The following is an 18,086-nucleotide window of genomic DNA, read 5'->3' on the forward strand; positions in this document are numbered from 1 at the left end:
ATGCGCCGCAAATTAAATTACAGCGAAAACCCAACGAAAGGAAATTGAAACGAAGTATTTGTCATACATCACCTTTTCACGACAGCTTTCCGACTCGCCAAATAAACCCCTAACAAAACCAAACACGCCGCCAAAATTTTTATAGTGGTCAGGTGGTCTTGGCCAGTGGCGACCGCATAGAGTATGCCTATTAAAGGTTGTACATAAATAAACGCACTTACCGTAGAGGCCTTCAACTGGGTCAGTGCAAAAATGTTGAAAAGATAGGTACAAAAGGTTGTGCCGAGAATAACAAAAGCAATTTTCCAAAGCGCTTCAAAAGGTAGGTTTGGCCAATCGATTTCCACGAATTCCTGATAACCAAAGGGTAAGCAGATGACTATTCCTATGGTGAACAACCATTTCATGAACGTCAGGGGGTGGTATTTTTCGATCAACGTTTTGGCAATGATCAAATACGTACCATAAAAAACGGCGTTTAATAGGATGTAAAAATTTCCCAGCGCAATATTCGGGGCATCTTGGCGTATTTCATTTCCAAAAAGAATCAGACCTAGGGCACCTGCCAGACCGATAACGATGCCGAAAACTTTTCGAGGCACGATTTTTTCCTTGATAAGAATTGCGGAAAGGAGTAAGACGATGATAGGGGTAACGGTAATCAGAACGGCACTATTGATGGGAGTGGATAACGCTAAGCCCTTAAAAAAGGCCAACATATTGATGCCCATACCGAAAACGGCACAAACCAGCATTCTACGGTAATCTTTTGTATCGATTTTTTCCTTGGGCCCGAAAAAGGAAGCCAACCAAAACAAAACCGATGCCCCGATGACCCGGAGCATTATAAAACCGAAAGGCTGCACATAATTCGGCATGACCCCTTTCGCAATCGTGTGGTTTAGACCATAAATGGTGGTCGCCCCGATGGCCGCCAGAATGGCCAAAGCTCTCCTGCTCACGAATGGATGGCATCTTTGGCGGCCTCGACCACTTTTTTGCTATTCCCGATAAAGATTCGGTCTTTGACGAGTATCACCGGTCGTTTTAAAAAGGTATAGTGTTCCAAAATCAGTTTTTTGAAATCGCTTTCCGCCAGCTGCTTTTCGTGTAATCCTTGTTGACGATAGAGACGTGCCCTTTTACTAAACAGCGCTTCATAACTTCCTGCCAACGCTTTCATCTCTTCCAATTGGGATGGGGTAATAGCTTCCGTTTTAATATCCTGCAATTCGAAGCCCTCAGTGGGTTGTACTTCTTTGATGATGCGTTGGCAGGTGTCACAGGTGCTTAGATGGTAAATTTTCATCGTGAGGAATTTTTTGTTTCCGTGGCTGGTACATCCCTAGTAATCGGAGTTTCGGCCAGCTACCAGACAGTGGTGGAAATCTTAAATCGATTAATTACAATACAAAGAAACCCAATTCCTTTGAAAAGGACTATTTTTAAATTCCGATGATGCAAAAAACGATTATAAGCACCGTCCAAAAAGTCAAAATCAGTTCCGAAAAGGATTTCCTTAAAATAAGGAGAGCTCTAGGCATCAAAACTTAAATAAGAATCAATTACTATGCACTACCCCTTCGAAGTGACCCTGCAAAACCGTAAAATACTGTACAAAATCCTTGAGAATACACCCAAAGAGGAATTATTGAGGATTCCGGATGGTTATCGGAACAACATTTGGTGGAATATCGCCCATACCGTAGTTACACAACAGATTTTGGTGTATAAGTTTAGCGGATTGCAAATGCGGGTACCACAGGAATTAGTAGATAAGTTTATGAAAGGCACCGTTCCCGATGGTACCGCCACCGATGACGAAATGAAACAAGTAAGCGCATTCCTGTTCTCGACCCTGGAGTGGACGCGCGAAGATTATGACACAGATCTGTTCAAAGACTACAATGAATATACGACCAGTAACAATGTTACGCTCAAAAGTATCGATGACGCCATTACCTTTAATATATTTCACGAGGGACTGCACCTTGGTGCCATCCTAGCTTTGCAAAAAGCACTGAAAAACTAAGGGAATCAGGACTTTTCCTTTGCCATAAGAAAGGGTGCCACCTCTTTAAAAGGAAGCGTTAATATGATAGGGCCATCGGCGTAGGATGCCACTTCATACGGATTGTACAGTAGCTGCACTCCTTCTTGGGTAAACCCGATATTTTCCGGAAGGTAAAAACTATCCCTTTCGAACATAAGGCCGGTATAGTTGATAGACTTGTCGATAGGAATGGCTTCCTGTTCCCGAAATTTTGCCTCGGCGAACGCTTCAAATTTTTCGTTGCTTTCGAAGAGTTCCCAATTCTCCAATTCGGTTCCCTTGGTCTTGTCAAAGTTTAAAAATCGTTTGGAGGTGTATCCATGTGCCCCGCCTGTAAAAACGTAAGAATTCAATGCTATGGTAAGAAAGGTATCGTCTTCGTAGATGAGGTCTCCATCTACTTTCGCTTCCCAGCCAGGGGATTCGTCTTCGAACATGGTCTTCATTTCTTGATAGCCATTGTTAAACGATTGGATGGCATCATTCAAATTGTTGACGGTAAGTTCGTCATCAAAAAGTAACAAGGAGATTATTTCCTCTTCTAGGGCGGTATCGATGGTCGTGGCGATTTTAGAGTTCTCGACCGCCTTAGGTATGGTTATCGTTACTTGTGGGCAATCTGCGCACAGTTCTCCATTCGGCAATTTAGCTTGTTCCTTTATTTTAATTTTTTCGAACGTAAGTTTGTCGGTGTGGGAGCAACCAACAACTAGTAAAAGGAGCAATAAGCGGATTAGCTGGGATTTCATGAAAGTTCGATTTTGGGAATGCAACTCAAGGGGAGTTCATTGTATCCTTCCAAAGATAACGATACATTTGTGTCATTAATTATACTATATGGATGATAAAAAGTTAAAATTCAATAGTAAGACCATTCACGGAGGTCAGCAACCGGATGCTGCATACGGCGCGGTCATGCCTCCGATATATCAAACCTCTACCTACGCACAGTCGACTCCCGGGAGCCATAAAGGATATGAATACTCACGTTCGGCGAACCCCACTCGAACCGCTTTGGAAAAAAGTTTGGCAAGTATCGAAAACGGTACGTACGGCTTGGCTTTTGCAAGTGGTTTGGCCGCCATTGATGCCATTATAAAATTATTGAACCCCGGCGATGAGGTGCTTTCCACCAACGACCTGTACGGCGGTAGCTATAGATTGTTCAGACAGGTTTTCGAAAAATTTGGGATCAAGTTTACCTTTATCGGGATGCAGGATGCCGAAAAAATCGAGGGATACATAAGCGATAAAACGCGATTGATTTGGGTGGAGACCCCTACCAATCCCATGATGAACATTATCGATATCGAAGCCGTTTCGGTAATTGCAAGGAAACACAAGATACTACTAGCGGTTGACAATACCTTTGCAACCCCTTACTTGCAAACACCCCTGGATTTGGGTGCCGATATCGTAATGCATTCGGCCACCAAATATTTAGGGGGCCATAGCGATGTTGTGGTGGGTGCCTTAGTTGTTAAAGACAAAGAATTGGCCACTAGGCTGTATTTTATTCAAAATGCCAGTGGTGCCGTTTGTGGGCCTATGGACAGTTTTTTGGTATTGCGGGGAATTAAGACACTACATGTACGAATGCAACGCCATTGCGAAAACGGGAAGGCGATTGCCGAATATCTAGCACAACATCCAAAGATAGAAAAGGTGTATTGGCCCGGTTTCAAAGACCAAGCGAACCACGATATCGCCAAACATCAAATGAACGATTTTGGGGGAATGATTTCTTTCGTTCCCAAAGGGGGTAGTTATGAGGATGCCATCAACATTGCGGAAAAATTGCGCGTGTTTACCTTGGCCGAATCGCTCGGGGGAGTAGAGAGCTTGGTGGGCCACCCCGCTAGTATGACCCATGCAAGTATTCCGAAGGAGGAACGGGAAAAAAGCGGGGTTGTAGATGCATTGATCCGCTTAAGCGTGGGCATAGAAGACGAAGCCGACCTGATTGCCGATTTGGAACAGGCCCTTGTTTAGGCTCGATGTCGTATCAAAGAGATATTTTATCAAATTTTTAAATAAATAGCGGTCAAATTATAATAATAGCATAATTTTGCCGCTATATCTCGAAATCAATAAAAATAATTAAGTCCGAATAGTGTATGGAAGCAAAAATAAATGCGTTTATGGATGAGGTCAGGACCAGAAATGGTCACGAACCTGAATTTATACAAGCGGTACAAGAAGTGGCTGAGACGGTTATCCCGTATATCGCCAAACACAAAATCTACAATGGCAAGAACATACTTTTGCGTATGGTGGAGCCGGAGAGATTACTTTCTTTTCGTGTCGCATGGATCGATGATGATGGTGAGATTCATGTAAATCGGGGCTATCGTATTCAAATGAACTCCGCAATTGGTCCGTACAAAGGCGGGCTGCGTTTTCATCCTTCGGTAAATGCCAGTATTCTAAAATTCTTGGCGTTCGAACAAGTGTTTAAAAATAGCTTGACAACCCTACCGATGGGCGGGGGAAAGGGAGGCTCGGATTTTGACCCCAAAGGAAAATCCGATGATGAGGTAATGCGTTTTTGTCATGCATTTATGATCGAACTATGCCGGCATATCGGCCCGAATACCGATGTACCCGCTGGGGATATAGGTGTGGGAGCGCGCGAAATCGGCTTTCTTTTCGGAATGTATAAAAAAATACGCAACGAGTTTACCGGTGTATTGACCGGGAAGGGACTCTCGTGGGGCGGATCCAAAATACGTCCGGAAGCAACGGGTTACGGAACCGTATATTTCGCGCAGAACATGTTACAAACCAAGAACGAGGATTTCGAAGGAAAGACTGTCGTTATCTCCGGTTCGGGAAATGTGGCTCAGTATGCTGCCGAGAAGGTCATACGTTTAGGAGGAAAAGTAGTTACCCTTTCCGATTCAGGAGGATATATTTATGATGCCGATGGCATAGATGAAGACAAATTGGCCTTCGTTATGGATTTGAAGAATAACAAACGAGGTAGAATATCGGAATATACAGATAAGTATACATCTGCCAAATTCCATAAAGGAAAAACACCATGGGATGTGAAATGTGATATCGCCCTGCCCTGTGCCACACAAAACGAATTGCATGAGGAAGACGCCAAAAACCTTTTGGATAACGGTTGTATGTGTGTTGCGGAGGGTGCCAACATGCCCTGCACCGCAGAAGCGGTACATCTATTTCATAAAAAGAAGATTCTCTTCGCTCCTGGGAAAGCCTCCAATGCCGGTGGCGTTGCCACTTCCGGTTTGGAAATGTCCCAAAACTCTTTAAGAATCAGCTGGACACGCGAGGAGGTAGACGAACGTCTAAAAGGGATTATGGAAGATATTCACGATTCCTGTATCGAATACGGTAAGGAGAAAGACGGGTACTGCAATTACGTTAAAGGTGCCAACATCGCCGGTTTCGTAAAAGTAGCCGATGCCATGCTTGCGCAAGGGGTGATTTAAGTCTGTAGAAGCAGCGTACGAAGTATAAATATTTAAAGTGTGAAGATTTCTTTTGAAATTCTTCGCACTTTTGTTTTGTGGATAGTTTTACATCAAGGTCGAAAATCGAGGTGGTTACACCACATTTTTGGGAGTCCAGACCGTGAAAGAATCGGTGCGGATTTGAATTAATCTCTCAAGTCATAGCCCTTCAACTTCGTGCTTTTAGTTTCTTACTTCGTACTTTTCCAAACTATCTTTGCCAAAACCAAGTACATGCGATGCAAGTAACCACAAAAGCCATTATCCTGTCTTCTTTGAAATATGGCGATACCAGCTTGATTGTGAAGGCTTTTACGGCATCCGATGGACTAAAAAGTTACCTGCTGAAAGGTATTTTGGCATCAAAAAAAGGGAAACTGAAGACAGCATTGTTTCAACCTCTCACCCAACTGGAACTTGTGGCAAATCACCGGAACAAAGGCACCTTGGAAAGTATTCGCGACGCAAAGCTGAGCCATCACTATCAAACCCTGCATACCGATATCGGTAAAAATGCCTTGACCATGTTTCTAGCCGAAATCCTGAGCAATAGCATTCATGAGGAAGAGCCCAATCACGAACTTTTTGATTTTTTAGAAGCCTCGTTGCAGTGGTTGGATGTACATGAAAAAGTATCGAACTTTCACATTTATTTTTTGTTACGGTTGACCAAATATTTGGGATTCTTTCCTGATACTAGCGCTATCGATGCTACCTGTTTTGATCTTCTCGAAGGCGAGTTTACCAACACCCCATCGCTCAATCCGATTCTTATCGACAAGAACTTAACCCTTTTCAAAACCTTTTTGGGCATAAATTTTGATGCATTGGAAACCGTAAGGATGAGTAAGACCGAACGGCACGACCTTTTAAAATCCCTTATTCTATATTTTGAATTACATTTGCAGGGATTTCGAAAACCCAAATCCCTTGCCATTTTAAATGAAGTTTTTAGTTAGTGAATTCATGATGCGCAAGATTTGTTTCGGTGTGATTATGCTGTTTTTTCAGCTGATTTCCGCCCAGGAAATCACGGTACGCGATGCCGAAAATCAGGAACCCATTCTCAACGTTGCGGTCTACAACCTTGATAAATCTAAAACAGTAATTACCGATTTTGATGGAAAATGCAATCTTTCCATTTTTGACAGAAACGAGCGCATCTTCTTTAAACATATTTCCTATCAGGCTAGAAGAAGTACTAAGGCACAAATCCTAAAACAGAAGGGCAATATATATCTTGTGCTTAAAGCCGAGCAGTTAGACGAGGTGGTAATGTCGGTGTCAAAATGGGAACAACAGAAGAAAGACATTCCTCAGAAAATAGTTTCCATCGATGCGCGCGAGATCGCTTTTGCCAATCCGCAGACCTCGGCCGATGTATTGCAAAGCAGCGGTAAGGTTTTTGTTCAAAAAAGTCAATTGGGCGGTGGAAGCCCTATGATTAGGGGTTTTTCAACCAATAGACTGCTATTGGCAGTAGATGGCGTACGCATGAACAATGCCATCTTTAGGGGCGGGAATCTGCAAAATGTTATCTCTATCGACCCATTTACGATAAAAAATACCGAGATTATCTTCGGTCCGGGATCTGTAATCTACGGAAGCGATGCGATGGGAGGGGTCATGAACTTTTATACGCAAAAGCCCATGTTTGCAGATGTCGATAGTCTCGTGCTGACCGGTAATGCCAACTATAGGTTCTCAAGCGCCAATACTGAAAATACAGCGCACGTCGATTTTAATATCGGTAAGAAAAAATGGGCCTTTTTAACCAGCCTTACCTATAATGATTTTGGGGATTTAAAGATGGGTAGACATGGCCCGGAATCGTATTTGCGAAATACCTACACGCAACGTATTAACGGTGAAGACGTACTGTTGACCAACCCAAATCCGGAGAAGCAGCTTCCCACAGGCTATGATCAGATCAACCTGATGCAAAAAATCGCCTATAAACCGAACAACAACTGGCTTTTCCATTTCAATACACATTATTCACAAACATCGGATTACTCGAGGTACGATCGTTTGATACGCCCCAATAGTGCCGGTGATGGATTACGTTCGGCTGTATGGAATTACGGTCCCCAAAAATGGCTATTGACCAATTTTCAGCTGTATAAAAAAGGAAAGGGTAAGTTCTATGATGGTTTGAAAGTAACGACAGCCTACCAACATTTTGAGGAAAGTAGAAACGACCGTAATTTTGGGGAAACAACACTGTTTTCTACGAAGGAGAAGGTAGACGCGATTTCTACGAACGTCGACTTTGAGAACAAGAAAATAGGGAACCTCAGATTGTACTATGGGGGTGAGTATGTGTTTAACAAAGTTGGCTCCGAAGGTACCCAAACGAATATCGAAACCAATAGTATCGCAAGGGCTGCGTCGCGCTATCCCGATGGTTCGACATGGCAGACCGTAGCAGGATATCTTAGCGGTGAGTACAAGGTACGCCCCAATACTACATTGCTGACAGGCCTTCGCTACAGTCATGTGTGGATCGATGCCCTTTTCGACAAGACCTTCTATCCCTTTCCTTTTGATAATGCCGATTTGAATAATGGTGCCCTGACAGGAAGCCTGGGCATCAGTTGGTTTCCAAAAGCCGATCTTCAGATAACCGCCAATGGCTCAACCGGTTTTCGCTCGCCGAATATTGATGACATTGGTAAATTATTCGACTCGGAACCAGGTGCGGTGGTTGTCCCGAATGCCGATTTGGAACCGGAATATGCCTACAACGCGGAATTTGGGGTGCGCAAGAACTTCAACGATAAGCTGGTCTTTAAAGGAGCCGCTTTCTACACATATTTAGTAGATGCGCTGGTGCGTAGGGATTTTCTCTTTAACGGTCAATCCGAAATTACGTATAATGGTGAGCCGAGCACGGTACAGGCTATTCAAAATGCGGCCAAGGCGTACGTGTATGGCCTTGAATTTAGCTTAGAGGCTTTTCTAACCGACAATATCACCATAACATCGAACCTAACGCTTACCGAAGGTGTCGAAGAGGAAGACGACGGTACCGATTCTCCCGGAAGGCATGTCGCTCCGACCTTTGCGGACCTTCATTTTATCTGGAAGAACCAAAAACTTCAAACCGATTTGTTTCTCAATTACAATGGGGAAATAGCGTTTGACGATTTGGCGGTATCGGAACGAAGCAAGGCCTTTATCTATGCGAGCGATACCAACGGTAATCCCTATTCGCCATCGTGGTATACACTGAATCTTCGTACGCAGTACAATATATCGAACGCTTTTAAAGCGACCTTGAGTTTGGAAAATATGACCAACCAACGGTATCGAACGTATTCATCGGGAATCGTAGCTCCCGGAACCAATTTAATTCTCGGTATGGGATATCATTTTTAGGCATAAAAAAAGCCCAATGATTTCCATTGGGCCCTTGATTCTTAGATTTTTGGGATTATTCCATCATTTTTTTGGAAATCTCCTGCATTTCTTTTGCTTTCGCTGTCATGTACTCTGTTAACTTAGAGGCATCACTAGCGGAAAGGCCACTCATGATTTCCTGAGACTTGGTTGCAAGTTCCTGACCTTTGGTACCTAGGTTTGAAATTGCGGTCATGTCTTTACTCTCGGCAGCAGCTTTGTACTCTTCGATATAGGAATCATAAGCTTCTACATATTCGGTAACGGCAGGGTTCTCAAAACTTGGAACTCCGTCGGTCATATCCGAAATAGCGTCGCTTGCCTCATCCATAGCTTCACCAGCGGCATCTCCGGCTTCATCCATAGCCTCACCGGTAGCATCGGCTGCATCTTCCATTCCTTCTTTGGCTTTGTCGGCAGCATCCTTACAAGAAGTAAACGAAATGGCTAAAGCCAACATCATAAGGGTACTTAAAAATACTTTTTTCATGTTTTAAAAATTTAATGTTAGATTAATTGTTTGGAGTCATATACGTTCCAAATCTTTCTTTGGACGCCTTTTTTTAACAAATCGTTCAAATCGAAGGTGATTCAAGCAAAATTTCCATCAAAAATTTCGTCAAAAAAGACTAATTTTGCACCCTTAAATCGCAGCGCCACAAGTAATTCGTATGAAGTTCGCAGAATATAAGGGATTGGACCTTCCAAAGGTCGCAGAAGAAATTCTCGAGTACTGGAAGCAAAATCGAATTTTCGAAAAAAGCGTTTCCACCAGGGAAGGCAAACCTAGTTATGTCTTTTATGAAGGACCACCCTCGGCAAACGGTATGCCGGGCATTCATCACGTTATGGCGCGTACCATCAAGGATATTTTTCCGCGATACAAGACAATGAAAGGTTTTCAGGTCGAGCGAAAAGCAGGGTGGGATACCCACGGGCTTCCGATTGAGTTGGGCGTTGAAAAAGAATTGGGTATCACTAAAGAGGACATTGGAAAGAAAATTTCGGTGGAAGAATACAATGCGGCCTGCAAAAAAGCCGTCATGCGTTATACCGATGTTTGGAATCGCATGACCGAGCAAGTGGGGTACTGGGTCGATATGGCCGACCCGTACGTTACCTACAAGTCCAAATATATGGAGTCGGTTTGGTGGTTGTTAAAACAAATTTACGATAAGGGGCTCATTTACAAAGGATACACCATTCAACCGTATTCCCCTAAGGCAGGTACCGGTTTGAGTTCGCACGAGCTCAACCAGCCGGGCACATATCAGGACGTTACCGACACCACGGTAACAGCACAATTTAAAACGATTGAAAGTAGTCTACCTCAATTTCTACAAAATGAGGGTGATGTATACATATTAGCTTGGACGACCACTCCGTGGACGCTTCCGTCGAATACGGCACTGACCGTAGGAGCCAAAATAGATTATGTATTGGTAGAAACATACAACCAATACACCTTCAAACCGATGAATGTCATTTTGGCGAAAAATCTGGTCGCCAAGCAGTTTGCCGGAAAATTTCATCAGGTAGATGCAAAACCGGAGCTATTGGCTTACGCCGCCGGAGACAAAAAGATTCCATTTTTTGTTGTAAAAGAATTTAAGGGCAAAGATCTAGTCGGTATCCGATACGAACAGTTGTTATCTTATGTGCAGCCCTACCAGAACCCCGATAATGCCTTTCGAGTCATCAGTGGAGATTTCGTCACGACCGAAGATGGTACTGGAATCGTGCATACGGCACCTACCTTTGGTGCGGATGATGCCTTAGTGGCTAAACAAGCAGTGCCTGAGGTACCACCTTTATTGGTTTTGGATGAGAATAATAATGCTGTCCCCTTAGTTGATTTACAGGGAAAATTTAGGCCCGAATTAAAGGAATTCGGTGGTAAGTACGTCAAAAACGAATATTACGAAGACGGTGTGGCCCCGGAGAAGTCGGTCGATGTAGAGCTTGCCATAAAGCTTAAGGAGGAAAACAAGGCCTTTAAAGTTGAAAAATACGTTCACAGTTATCCGAATTGCTGGCGAACCGATAAGCCGATTTTATATTATCCACTGGATTCTTGGTTCATTAAGATCACCGATGTTAAAGATCGGATGTTCGAACTGAACCAAAGCATCAATTGGAAACCGAAATCGACCGGTGAAGGCCGATTTGGCAACTGGTTGGCCAATGCCAATGATTGGAATCTTTCCCGCTCTCGATATTGGGGCATTCCCCTACCGATTTGGCGTACCGAAGATGGTACCGAAGAATTGATGATCGGATCTGTTGCCGAACTAAAGGCCGAAATGCAAAAGGCTTTGACCGCCGGAGTATTGGAAAAGGATATTTTCGACGAATTTATTGTGGGTGACATGTCGGAAGATAATTACGACAAAATCGACCTGCATAAAAACATCGTAGATGCGATAACGTTGGTATCCCCTTCGGGAAAAACTATGAAGCGGGAAAGCGACTTGATCGATGTTTGGTTCGATAGTGGCGCTATGCCCTACGCACAGTGGCATTATCCTTTTGAAGAAGGACAGAAGGCCCCCTCTAGCTCCCCCTCAGGAGGAGAATTAAAGGGCTCTTTATATCAGACTGCACGAAAATCTAGCTATAAGTTGTTTAAAAACTTGGCCGCTGAAAGAAAAAAGTATTCTACGGATGCGGAGAAGATTCTATGGGAGTCTTTACGTGGAAAAAAACTAGATGGTTTCAAATTCAGAAGAGAACACATTATCGATGAATTTATTGTGGACTTTGTATGCTTATCAAAACAATTAATTATTGAAGTTGATGGAGGATACCACCTCAAGCAAGAAGTAAAAGAAGCAGATGAGCTCAGAACAAAAATTCTAGAAAATGATTTAGGTTTCCACCTTATTCGGTTTACAAATGAGGAGGTAATAGTGAATATTGATTCTGTCTTAAAAACTATTTCCAAAAAACTGAACAACCTTCCCCCTGAGGGGGAAACGAAGGGGGCCTTAGGCATTCCTTTCCCCGCCGACTTTATCGCCGAAGGTGTAGACCAGACGCGTGGTTGGTTCTATACCTTGCATGCCATAGGCACCATGGTCTTCGATTCGGTGGCCTATAAAAATGTCGTATCCAATGGTTTGGTTCTCGATAGGGAAGGCAAGAAAATGTCGAAACGTCTTGGGAATGCTGCCGACCCTTTCGAGACTATGGATGCCCATGGGGCCGATGCGACCCGTTGGTATATGATCGCTAATGCCAACCCCTGGGACAACTTAAAATTCGATATCGAGGGTATCGTCGAGGTAAAACGAAAGTTTTTCGGAACCCTCTACAACACCTATTCTTTCTTTAGCCTGTATGCCAATATAGATGGATTTTCATACGACGAGGCCGATATTCCATTAGACGAGCGCCCTGAAATCGACCGGTGGATCCTTTCGGAATTGCATACGCTCATTCGAACCGTTGATGCTGCTTACGCCGATTACGAGCCGACCAAGGCAACGAGGGCTATATCGGAGTATGTACAAGAAAATCTTAGCAATTGGTATGTGAGATTGTGTAGAAGGCGTTTTTGGAAAGGCGATTATCAAAAAGACAAGATTTCGGCTTACCAAACATTATATACTTGCCTGATTACCGTTGCCAAATTATCGGCTCCTGTGGCACCATTTTTTATGGATCGTTTGTATAAGGATTTAACGGCGGCGACCAAGACCGAGCGTTTTGAAAGCGTGCATCTGGCCGAATTCCCATCCTTTGATAGTACGATTGTGGATACGACTTTGGAAGGAAAGATGGAAAAAGCGCAAATCATTTCTTCTTTGGTGCTTTCCATCCGTCAAAAAGAAAAGATAAAAGTGAGGCAGCCGCTACAACGAATAATGATTCCTGTTTTGGACGAAAAGCAGAGGCAAGAAATCGAAGCGGTGGCCGATCTCATTAAATCGGAGGTCAACGTTAAGGAAATCGAATTGCTCGATGATGCCGCTACGATTTTGGTAAAGCAGATAAAGCCCAATTTTAAGACCTTAGGGCCTAAATTTGGGAAGGATATGAAACAAATCGCCCAAGTTGTGGCGAAGTTCACCAAAGAAAATATCCAAGAAATTGAACAGAATGGCGAAATTAATATTGAAATTGAAAATAAAATAATTACTTTACAGTTATCCGATGTAGAGATCACATCACAGGATATTGAAGGTTGGCTGGTCGCAAGTGCTGGTTCGCTTACGGTTGCGCTGGATATTTCTATCGATGATGACCTTAAAAAAGAGGGTATCGCACGGGAATTGGTCAATCGAATCCAGAACATCAGAAAGGATTCTGGTTTTGAAGTGACCGATAAAATCGATATCAAAATCCTCAAAGATGGGTCGGGATTGGTCGAGAAAGCTGTAGCAAGCAACTTGCAATACATAAAGGCGGAAACATTGACCGCAGAACTCGATTTTGAGGAAAAACTGGAACAGGGCACGGCAATTGCCTTTGATGAAGTGAAAACGAAATTATTTATTGAAAAACATTAATATGATGGCACAGGATTTAAATGTTAGATATTCGGACAAAGATTTAGCGGAATTCAAAGCGCTGATCGAAACAAAAATAGAAAAAGCGAAATCCCATTTAGAATTGCTGAAGAGTTCATATATGAACGACGGAAATAATGGTACGGATGATACCTCACCTACCTTTAAGGCTTTTGAAGAGGGTTCCGAAACCATGAGTAAGGAAGCCAATACGCAATTGGCTATTCGTCAGGAGAAATTCATCAGGGATTTGAGAAACGCGTTATTGCGTATTGAGAACAAAACATATGGTATTTGCAGGGTAACCGGTAAATTGATCAATAAAGAACGGTTGAAACTCGTGCCACATGCCACCTTAAGTATCGAGGCCAAGAATATGCAGAAATAATGAAAACGTCCGCCAATCGGCGGACGTTTTTGTAGCTACCCATGAAAACCCCCTTCATTTTAATATTTCTTTTATCACTTTCTATTGGGGTTTCCCAAACCTTGGTTGAAAAAACCATAGTTGATTCCAGCATCCTTTTTATTGAAATCGATGCCGCGAACTGTTATGCTATCGCTATGGAAACCACCGAAGGGAATGAGATGCGCATCATGGCGGAAATGGATGGCGAATACCATAGCGATTTGGTATTGAAAGTCCGCGAAGAGGGAAATACCCTGCAAGTTGGTGCCGGTTTTCAGCCGAATTTTAGAAAACCCAATGATAAGTTAAGTGCCCATAAGGTAGTTTCGATAGCACTGCAGTTGATACTACCGAAAAATAAGCGTGTGGTTTTAAATGGAACAAGTTGCAACATTTCCGCAAAGGGATCCTATTTGAATTTAGCAGTTGCCCTCAATGATGGACAATGTGTTTTGGAAAATATTTCGGAAGAGGTCACTGTTAGAACCCAAAGTGGTGATATCTTGGTCAAAAGTGATGGGGCTACCATATCGGCTGAAAGCAAATATGGCAACGTTGGCACGAACAAGATTCCCGAAGGGAACAATAGGTATGTGCTAAAGACCGTTACTGGGAACATTCGTTTCAGTGAAATGGAATAATATCCCTACTTTTGCGCACTATTTGCAGTATACGATACATGAGCATAAAAAAATCACTTTTATTGATACTGTTCATATTGGTCATCGACCAATGGAGCAAAATTTATATCAAGACAAGTTTTGTTTTAGGGGAGTCGGTTGCTATTTTCGATTGGTTCAAAATTCTTTTTATAGAGAACGAGGGTGCTGCTTGGGGAGCAAAATTGAGTGATGTTTTGCCTGTTTCGGACAGCACTGGCAAACTGATTCTAACAATATTCAGATTGTTCGCTATTGCCGGTATTGGCTACTGGTTATTCGATTTGATCAAGAAAAAAGTTTCTAGCACCTATATTTTAGCGGTATCCTTCATTTTTGCAGGGGCTTTGGGAAACATTATCGATTCTGTGTTCTATGGCCTGCTATTCGATCATAGCGGTCATCAGGTGGCAACCCTATTTTCAAATGAACCTTATGGGAGTCTATTCTATGGAAAGGTAGTAGATATGCTCTATTTTCCTATGATAGATACCACATGGCCAGAGTGGGTTCCTCATTTCGGAGGCAAGAACTTCAGATTTTTTGAACCAGTATTCAATATAGCCGATATGGCAATTAGTACGGGGGTCGGTATTTTAATTGTCTTCAATAAAAAGGCTTTTGGTCCTAAAAAGGAGATAGACCCCGAAATTCCCATGAGCGAAACAGATGCATCTCAGGACTTGGAAAAAGAATAGATTTTTTTAGGGGTTACGCAGTAGTCCAATCGGATGTCATGAGGGGCGACATCGCTTATTGGATCTGCCGACTCGAAGAATGATAGTCCTATTTTAATGACTTCCGCTCGACATTCTTTTAGAAACCCGTCGTAAAATCCTTTGCCATAGCCTACACGGTTACCGAATTTGTCAAAAGCGACCAGGGGCACAAAAACTACATCTAACCGATGAGGAGGTAGGGCAATACCATCTAGGGGTTCGGGAACTCCCCAAGAACTTTCAACAAATTTGGTGGCATCGGTCAAGAGAAAATGTGAGAGCGTATTCCCTTCTACCTTCGGTACGATTACGTGCTTATCTTTTCCCTGAAGTATGGTGAGTACAAAGGATGTGTCGATTTCCCGTTTGGCCGAAATAGGCATAAACAGGTGAAAATAATCATGATGCCAGATGGGTAGTTGAAGTAGAGCGTTGGCGATTGCCAAACTTGATTGCGATAATGTTTCTTCAGAAATTTTTTTTCGAAGGAGACCATAACTCGAGCGCAACTCTTTTTTGAGCATGATACCGGGAAAAAATAAGTGAAGTAACGGTTTTTTTTACTTATAACTCAAAGAAATATAATCCTAACTATTCCTTAAGGGTAACGTAAAAGTATATTTTGATGCAGAGCATTAGAATCAAGTAAGTACCAAGAGTAATTGCGTATTTGTCCATGTCGGGAGATTGATTGCCCCAATATAGCTAAAAAAGCGTTTTGACACTCTATTAAATGCATTTTTTTATCGATGAACTACACATTTTTTGATGGTATTTCTTATGTGGAAAACACCAAACATCTTAATTCATTGATAACAAAGTAGTTATGTTTTTGTAAAACATATGTCCTTTTTCTAATGATTGAGGATCACTTCATTTGCAGGATTTGATGATATTTCCGCTTCATTCCGAAAGATAGTAGACCGAAAAACAATACGATTCTACGTTTGCCAAGGCTAGGTTAAAAACCGCTATTTGCTATGTAGGTTTCTAAAAAGACCTTAATTTAACTTTTCTAAAATAACCGATTTTAAAAGTACCAATGCCCCAAATTCCTATAGAAATTCAATTACAGACTGTACCCCATTCTCCCGGGGTGTATCAGTTCTATGATTCGGACGATAAGATACTATATGTCGGCAAGGCAAAAAACCTAAAAAAACGGGTTTCATCATACTTTACCAAGACTCACGAATACGGTAAGACCCGTGTGATGGTAAAAAAGATTCGTTTGATCAAACATATCGTGGTCCCTACCGAATCGGACGCCTTGTTGCTTGAAAACAACCTGATCAAAAAACACCGTCCGAGGTACAATGTGCTTTTAAAGGATGACAAAAGCTATCCTTGGATTTGTATCAAAAATGAACGCTTCCCTAGAATCTTCCCTACGCGTAAATTGATCAAGGACGGGTCGGAATATTACGGGCCATACACAAGCATGAAAACCGTGCGTACGCTATTGGAACTGGTTAAAAGCGTCTACCCTTTGCGCACCTGTACCTACGACCTTTCGCAGGAAAAAGTTGATGCGGGCAAGTTCAAATCCTGTTTGGAATATCATTTAGGCAATTGTCAAGCCCCGTGCGAGGGACGACAAGAGGCAGAGGAGTACCACCGACAAATCGATGACATCCGGGAAATCGTAAAGGGCAACTTTAAATCATCCCTCCTTTATTTTAAGCATCAGATGAAGGCGTTGGCGGCCGAAATGAAATTCGAACAAGCACAAAAGGTTAAGGAAAAGATAGAAATCCTTGAGAATTATCAGGTAAAATCAACTATCGTCAATCCTAAAATCAACAATGTTGACGTATTCTCTATCATTTCCGATGAGGCCTACGCCTACGTGAACTTTCTGCAATTATCACATGGTTCCATCGTACGCTCCCATACCATGGAAATCAAGAAAAAGCTCGACGAGAAGGACGTAGATCTTTTAGAATTGGCTATTGTCGAAATCCGAGAACGCTTCGATTCAAAATCAAAAGAGTTGTACCTTCCGTTCAAGGTTACGATAGCGCCTGATCTAAAGGTTACCGTACCGCAGCTCGGCGATAAAAAGAGAATCTTGGAACTCAGCGAACGCAACGCAAAATTTTACCGCCAAGAACGGTTCAAGCAGATTCGGATTATCGACCCCGACCGGCATACGAAACGGATAATGGCACAAATGAAAATAGATTTAAGGCTATCCGCAGAACCCCGTCATATCGAATGTTTCGACAATAGCAACATACAAGGCAGCAATCCTGTGGCCGCCTGTGTGGTTTTTAAGGACGGAAAGCCTTCAAAGAAAGACTACCGCCACTATAATATAAAGACCGTTGATGGCCCGGATGATTTCGCATCTATGGAGGAGGTGGTCTTCAGAAGGTACAAACGCCTGCTGGCAGAAGACGAATCATTGCCACAACTTATTGTCATTGACGGCGGCAAAGGTCAATTATCTTCAGCTTTAAAAAGTCTGGAAATCTTGGGCCTAAGAGGAAAAATTGCCATTATCGGAATTGCCAAACGTTTGGAGGAGATTTATTTTCCGGAAGACCCCATACCCCTTTATCTGGATAAAAAATCCGAAAGTCTTAAGATCATTCAACAACTGAGAAACGAAGCGCACCGTTTCGGCATTACCTTACATAGGAACAAACGAAGTAAGGCGGCCATCAATTCGGAACTGGAACAGATCGAGGGTATTGGTCGTAAAACGGCCCAAGACCTACTGAAAAATTTTAAATCGGTCAAACGCATCAAAGAGGCATCCGTGGCAGATCTGGCCGAAGCAATTGGTATTTCCAAGGCCAAAAAAATATATGAAACATTTCACTAAAACAGGCGACACATACCTTAC

Annotated in this window: 15 protein-coding genes; 10 read left to right on the forward strand and 5 right to left on the reverse strand. The window is 42.7% G+C overall.

Annotated elements, in window-relative coordinates; translation table 11 throughout:
* Nucleotides 1-68: 68 nt before the first annotated feature.
* Nucleotides 69-962 (reverse strand): DMT family transporter, encoded by an 894-nt coding sequence (locus tag FGM00_RS19050; RefSeq protein ID WP_138854446.1) that lies wholly within the window; start codon nucleotides 960-962, stop codon nucleotides 69-71.
* Nucleotides 959-1,309 (reverse strand): arsenate reductase family protein, encoded by a 351-nt coding sequence (locus FGM00_RS19055; RefSeq protein WP_138854447.1) that lies wholly within the window; start codon nucleotides 1,307-1,309, stop codon nucleotides 959-961. The genes FGM00_RS19050 and FGM00_RS19055 overlap by 4 nt, the downstream gene beginning before the upstream one ends.
* A 261-nt stretch (nucleotides 1,310-1,570) precedes the next feature.
* Between FGM00_RS19055 and FGM00_RS19060 the strand changes: the two genes are divergently transcribed.
* The gene (locus FGM00_RS19060; RefSeq protein ID WP_138854448.1) at nucleotides 1,571-2,032 is read left to right on the forward strand and encodes a DinB family protein; all 462 of its coding nucleotides are present in this window, start codon (nucleotides 1,571-1,573) and stop codon (nucleotides 2,030-2,032) included.
* 5 nt (nucleotides 2,033-2,037) lie between these two features.
* Here FGM00_RS19060 and FGM00_RS19065 read toward each other — a convergent pair whose 3' ends face one another.
* Complete coding sequence (locus FGM00_RS19065; RefSeq protein ID WP_138854449.1) at nucleotides 2,038-2,802, reverse strand: DUF3298 and DUF4163 domain-containing protein; 765 nt, start codon at nucleotides 2,800-2,802, stop codon at nucleotides 2,038-2,040.
* Nucleotides 2,803-2,890: 88 nt separating this feature from the next.
* Here FGM00_RS19065 and FGM00_RS19070 point away from each other — a divergent pair, with 88 nt between their 5' ends.
* From FGM00_RS19070 to FGM00_RS19085, 4 genes are all read left to right on the forward strand, one after another.
* Entirely contained in the window at nucleotides 2,891-4,045 is a 1,155-nt protein-coding gene (locus FGM00_RS19070; protein WP_138854450.1) for a cystathionine gamma-synthase, read from the forward strand.
* 125 nt (nucleotides 4,046-4,170) lie between these two features.
* Nucleotides 4,171-5,514 (forward strand): NADP-specific glutamate dehydrogenase, encoded by a 1,344-nt coding sequence (gdhA, locus tag FGM00_RS19075; RefSeq protein ID WP_138854451.1) that lies wholly within the window; start codon nucleotides 4,171-4,173, stop codon nucleotides 5,512-5,514.
* Between the two features lie 260 nt (nucleotides 5,515-5,774).
* Nucleotides 5,775-6,494: a DNA repair protein RecO gene (gene recO, locus FGM00_RS19080; RefSeq protein ID WP_138854452.1), complete on the forward strand. Its 720-nt coding sequence runs from the start codon at nucleotides 5,775-5,777 to the stop codon at nucleotides 6,492-6,494.
* Nucleotides 6,478-8,916 carry a TonB-dependent receptor gene (locus FGM00_RS19085; RefSeq protein WP_138854453.1) on the forward strand — a complete coding sequence of 813 codons (2,439 nt, stop codon included), beginning with the start codon at nucleotides 6,478-6,480 and terminating at the stop codon, nucleotides 8,914-8,916. Before recO ends, FGM00_RS19085 begins: the two co-directional genes overlap by 17 nt.
* 55 nt (nucleotides 8,917-8,971) lie before the next feature.
* Here FGM00_RS19085 and FGM00_RS19090 read toward each other — a convergent pair whose 3' ends face one another.
* A complete protein-coding gene (locus tag FGM00_RS19090) occupies nucleotides 8,972-9,427 on the reverse strand; it encodes a DUF4175 domain-containing protein (protein WP_138854454.1) in 456 nt (151 codons plus the stop codon).
* Between the two features lie 181 nt (nucleotides 9,428-9,608).
* Here FGM00_RS19090 and ileS point away from each other — a divergent pair, with 181 nt between their 5' ends.
* The 4 genes from ileS to FGM00_RS19110 are packed head-to-tail and all read left to right on the forward strand — an operon-like array spanning nucleotide 9,609 to nucleotide 15,214.
* The gene (gene ileS, locus FGM00_RS19095; RefSeq protein ID WP_175416273.1) at nucleotides 9,609-13,448 is read left to right on the forward strand and encodes an isoleucine--tRNA ligase; all 3,840 of its coding nucleotides are present in this window, start codon (nucleotides 9,609-9,611) and stop codon (nucleotides 13,446-13,448) included.
* A 4-nt stretch (nucleotides 13,449-13,452) separates the two neighbouring features.
* Nucleotides 13,453-13,836: a TraR/DksA family transcriptional regulator gene (locus FGM00_RS19100; RefSeq protein ID WP_138854762.1), complete on the forward strand. Its 384-nt coding sequence runs from the start codon at nucleotides 13,453-13,455 to the stop codon at nucleotides 13,834-13,836.
* A gap of 41 nt (nucleotides 13,837-13,877) precedes the next feature.
* Nucleotides 13,878-14,498: a DUF4097 family beta strand repeat-containing protein gene (locus FGM00_RS19105; RefSeq protein ID WP_138854456.1), complete on the forward strand. Its 621-nt coding sequence runs from the start codon at nucleotides 13,878-13,880 to the stop codon at nucleotides 14,496-14,498.
* Nucleotides 14,499-14,536: 38 nt separating this feature from the next.
* The gene (locus FGM00_RS19110; RefSeq protein ID WP_138854457.1) at nucleotides 14,537-15,214 is read left to right on the forward strand and encodes a lipoprotein signal peptidase; all 678 of its coding nucleotides are present in this window, start codon (nucleotides 14,537-14,539) and stop codon (nucleotides 15,212-15,214) included.
* Here FGM00_RS19110 and FGM00_RS19115 read toward each other — a convergent pair.
* Nucleotides 15,193-15,759: a 5-formyltetrahydrofolate cyclo-ligase gene (locus tag FGM00_RS19115; RefSeq protein ID WP_138854458.1), complete on the reverse strand. Its 567-nt coding sequence runs from the start codon at nucleotides 15,757-15,759 to the stop codon at nucleotides 15,193-15,195. The two genes, FGM00_RS19110 and FGM00_RS19115, sit on opposite strands and share 22 nt — an antisense overlap.
* Before the next feature lie 518 nt (nucleotides 15,760-16,277).
* On the opposite strand from FGM00_RS19115, the gene uvrC reads away from it, so the two are divergent.
* Nucleotides 16,278-18,065 (forward strand): excinuclease ABC subunit UvrC, encoded by a 1,788-nt coding sequence (gene uvrC / locus FGM00_RS19120; RefSeq protein ID WP_138854459.1) that lies wholly within the window; start codon nucleotides 16,278-16,280, stop codon nucleotides 18,063-18,065.
* Nucleotides 18,066-18,086 lie beyond the last annotated feature (21 nt).

This window comes from Aggregatimonas sangjinii (assembly GCF_005943945.1).
In the GTDB taxonomy this organism is placed as follows: domain Bacteria; phylum Bacteroidota; class Bacteroidia; order Flavobacteriales; family Flavobacteriaceae; genus Pelagihabitans; species Pelagihabitans sangjinii.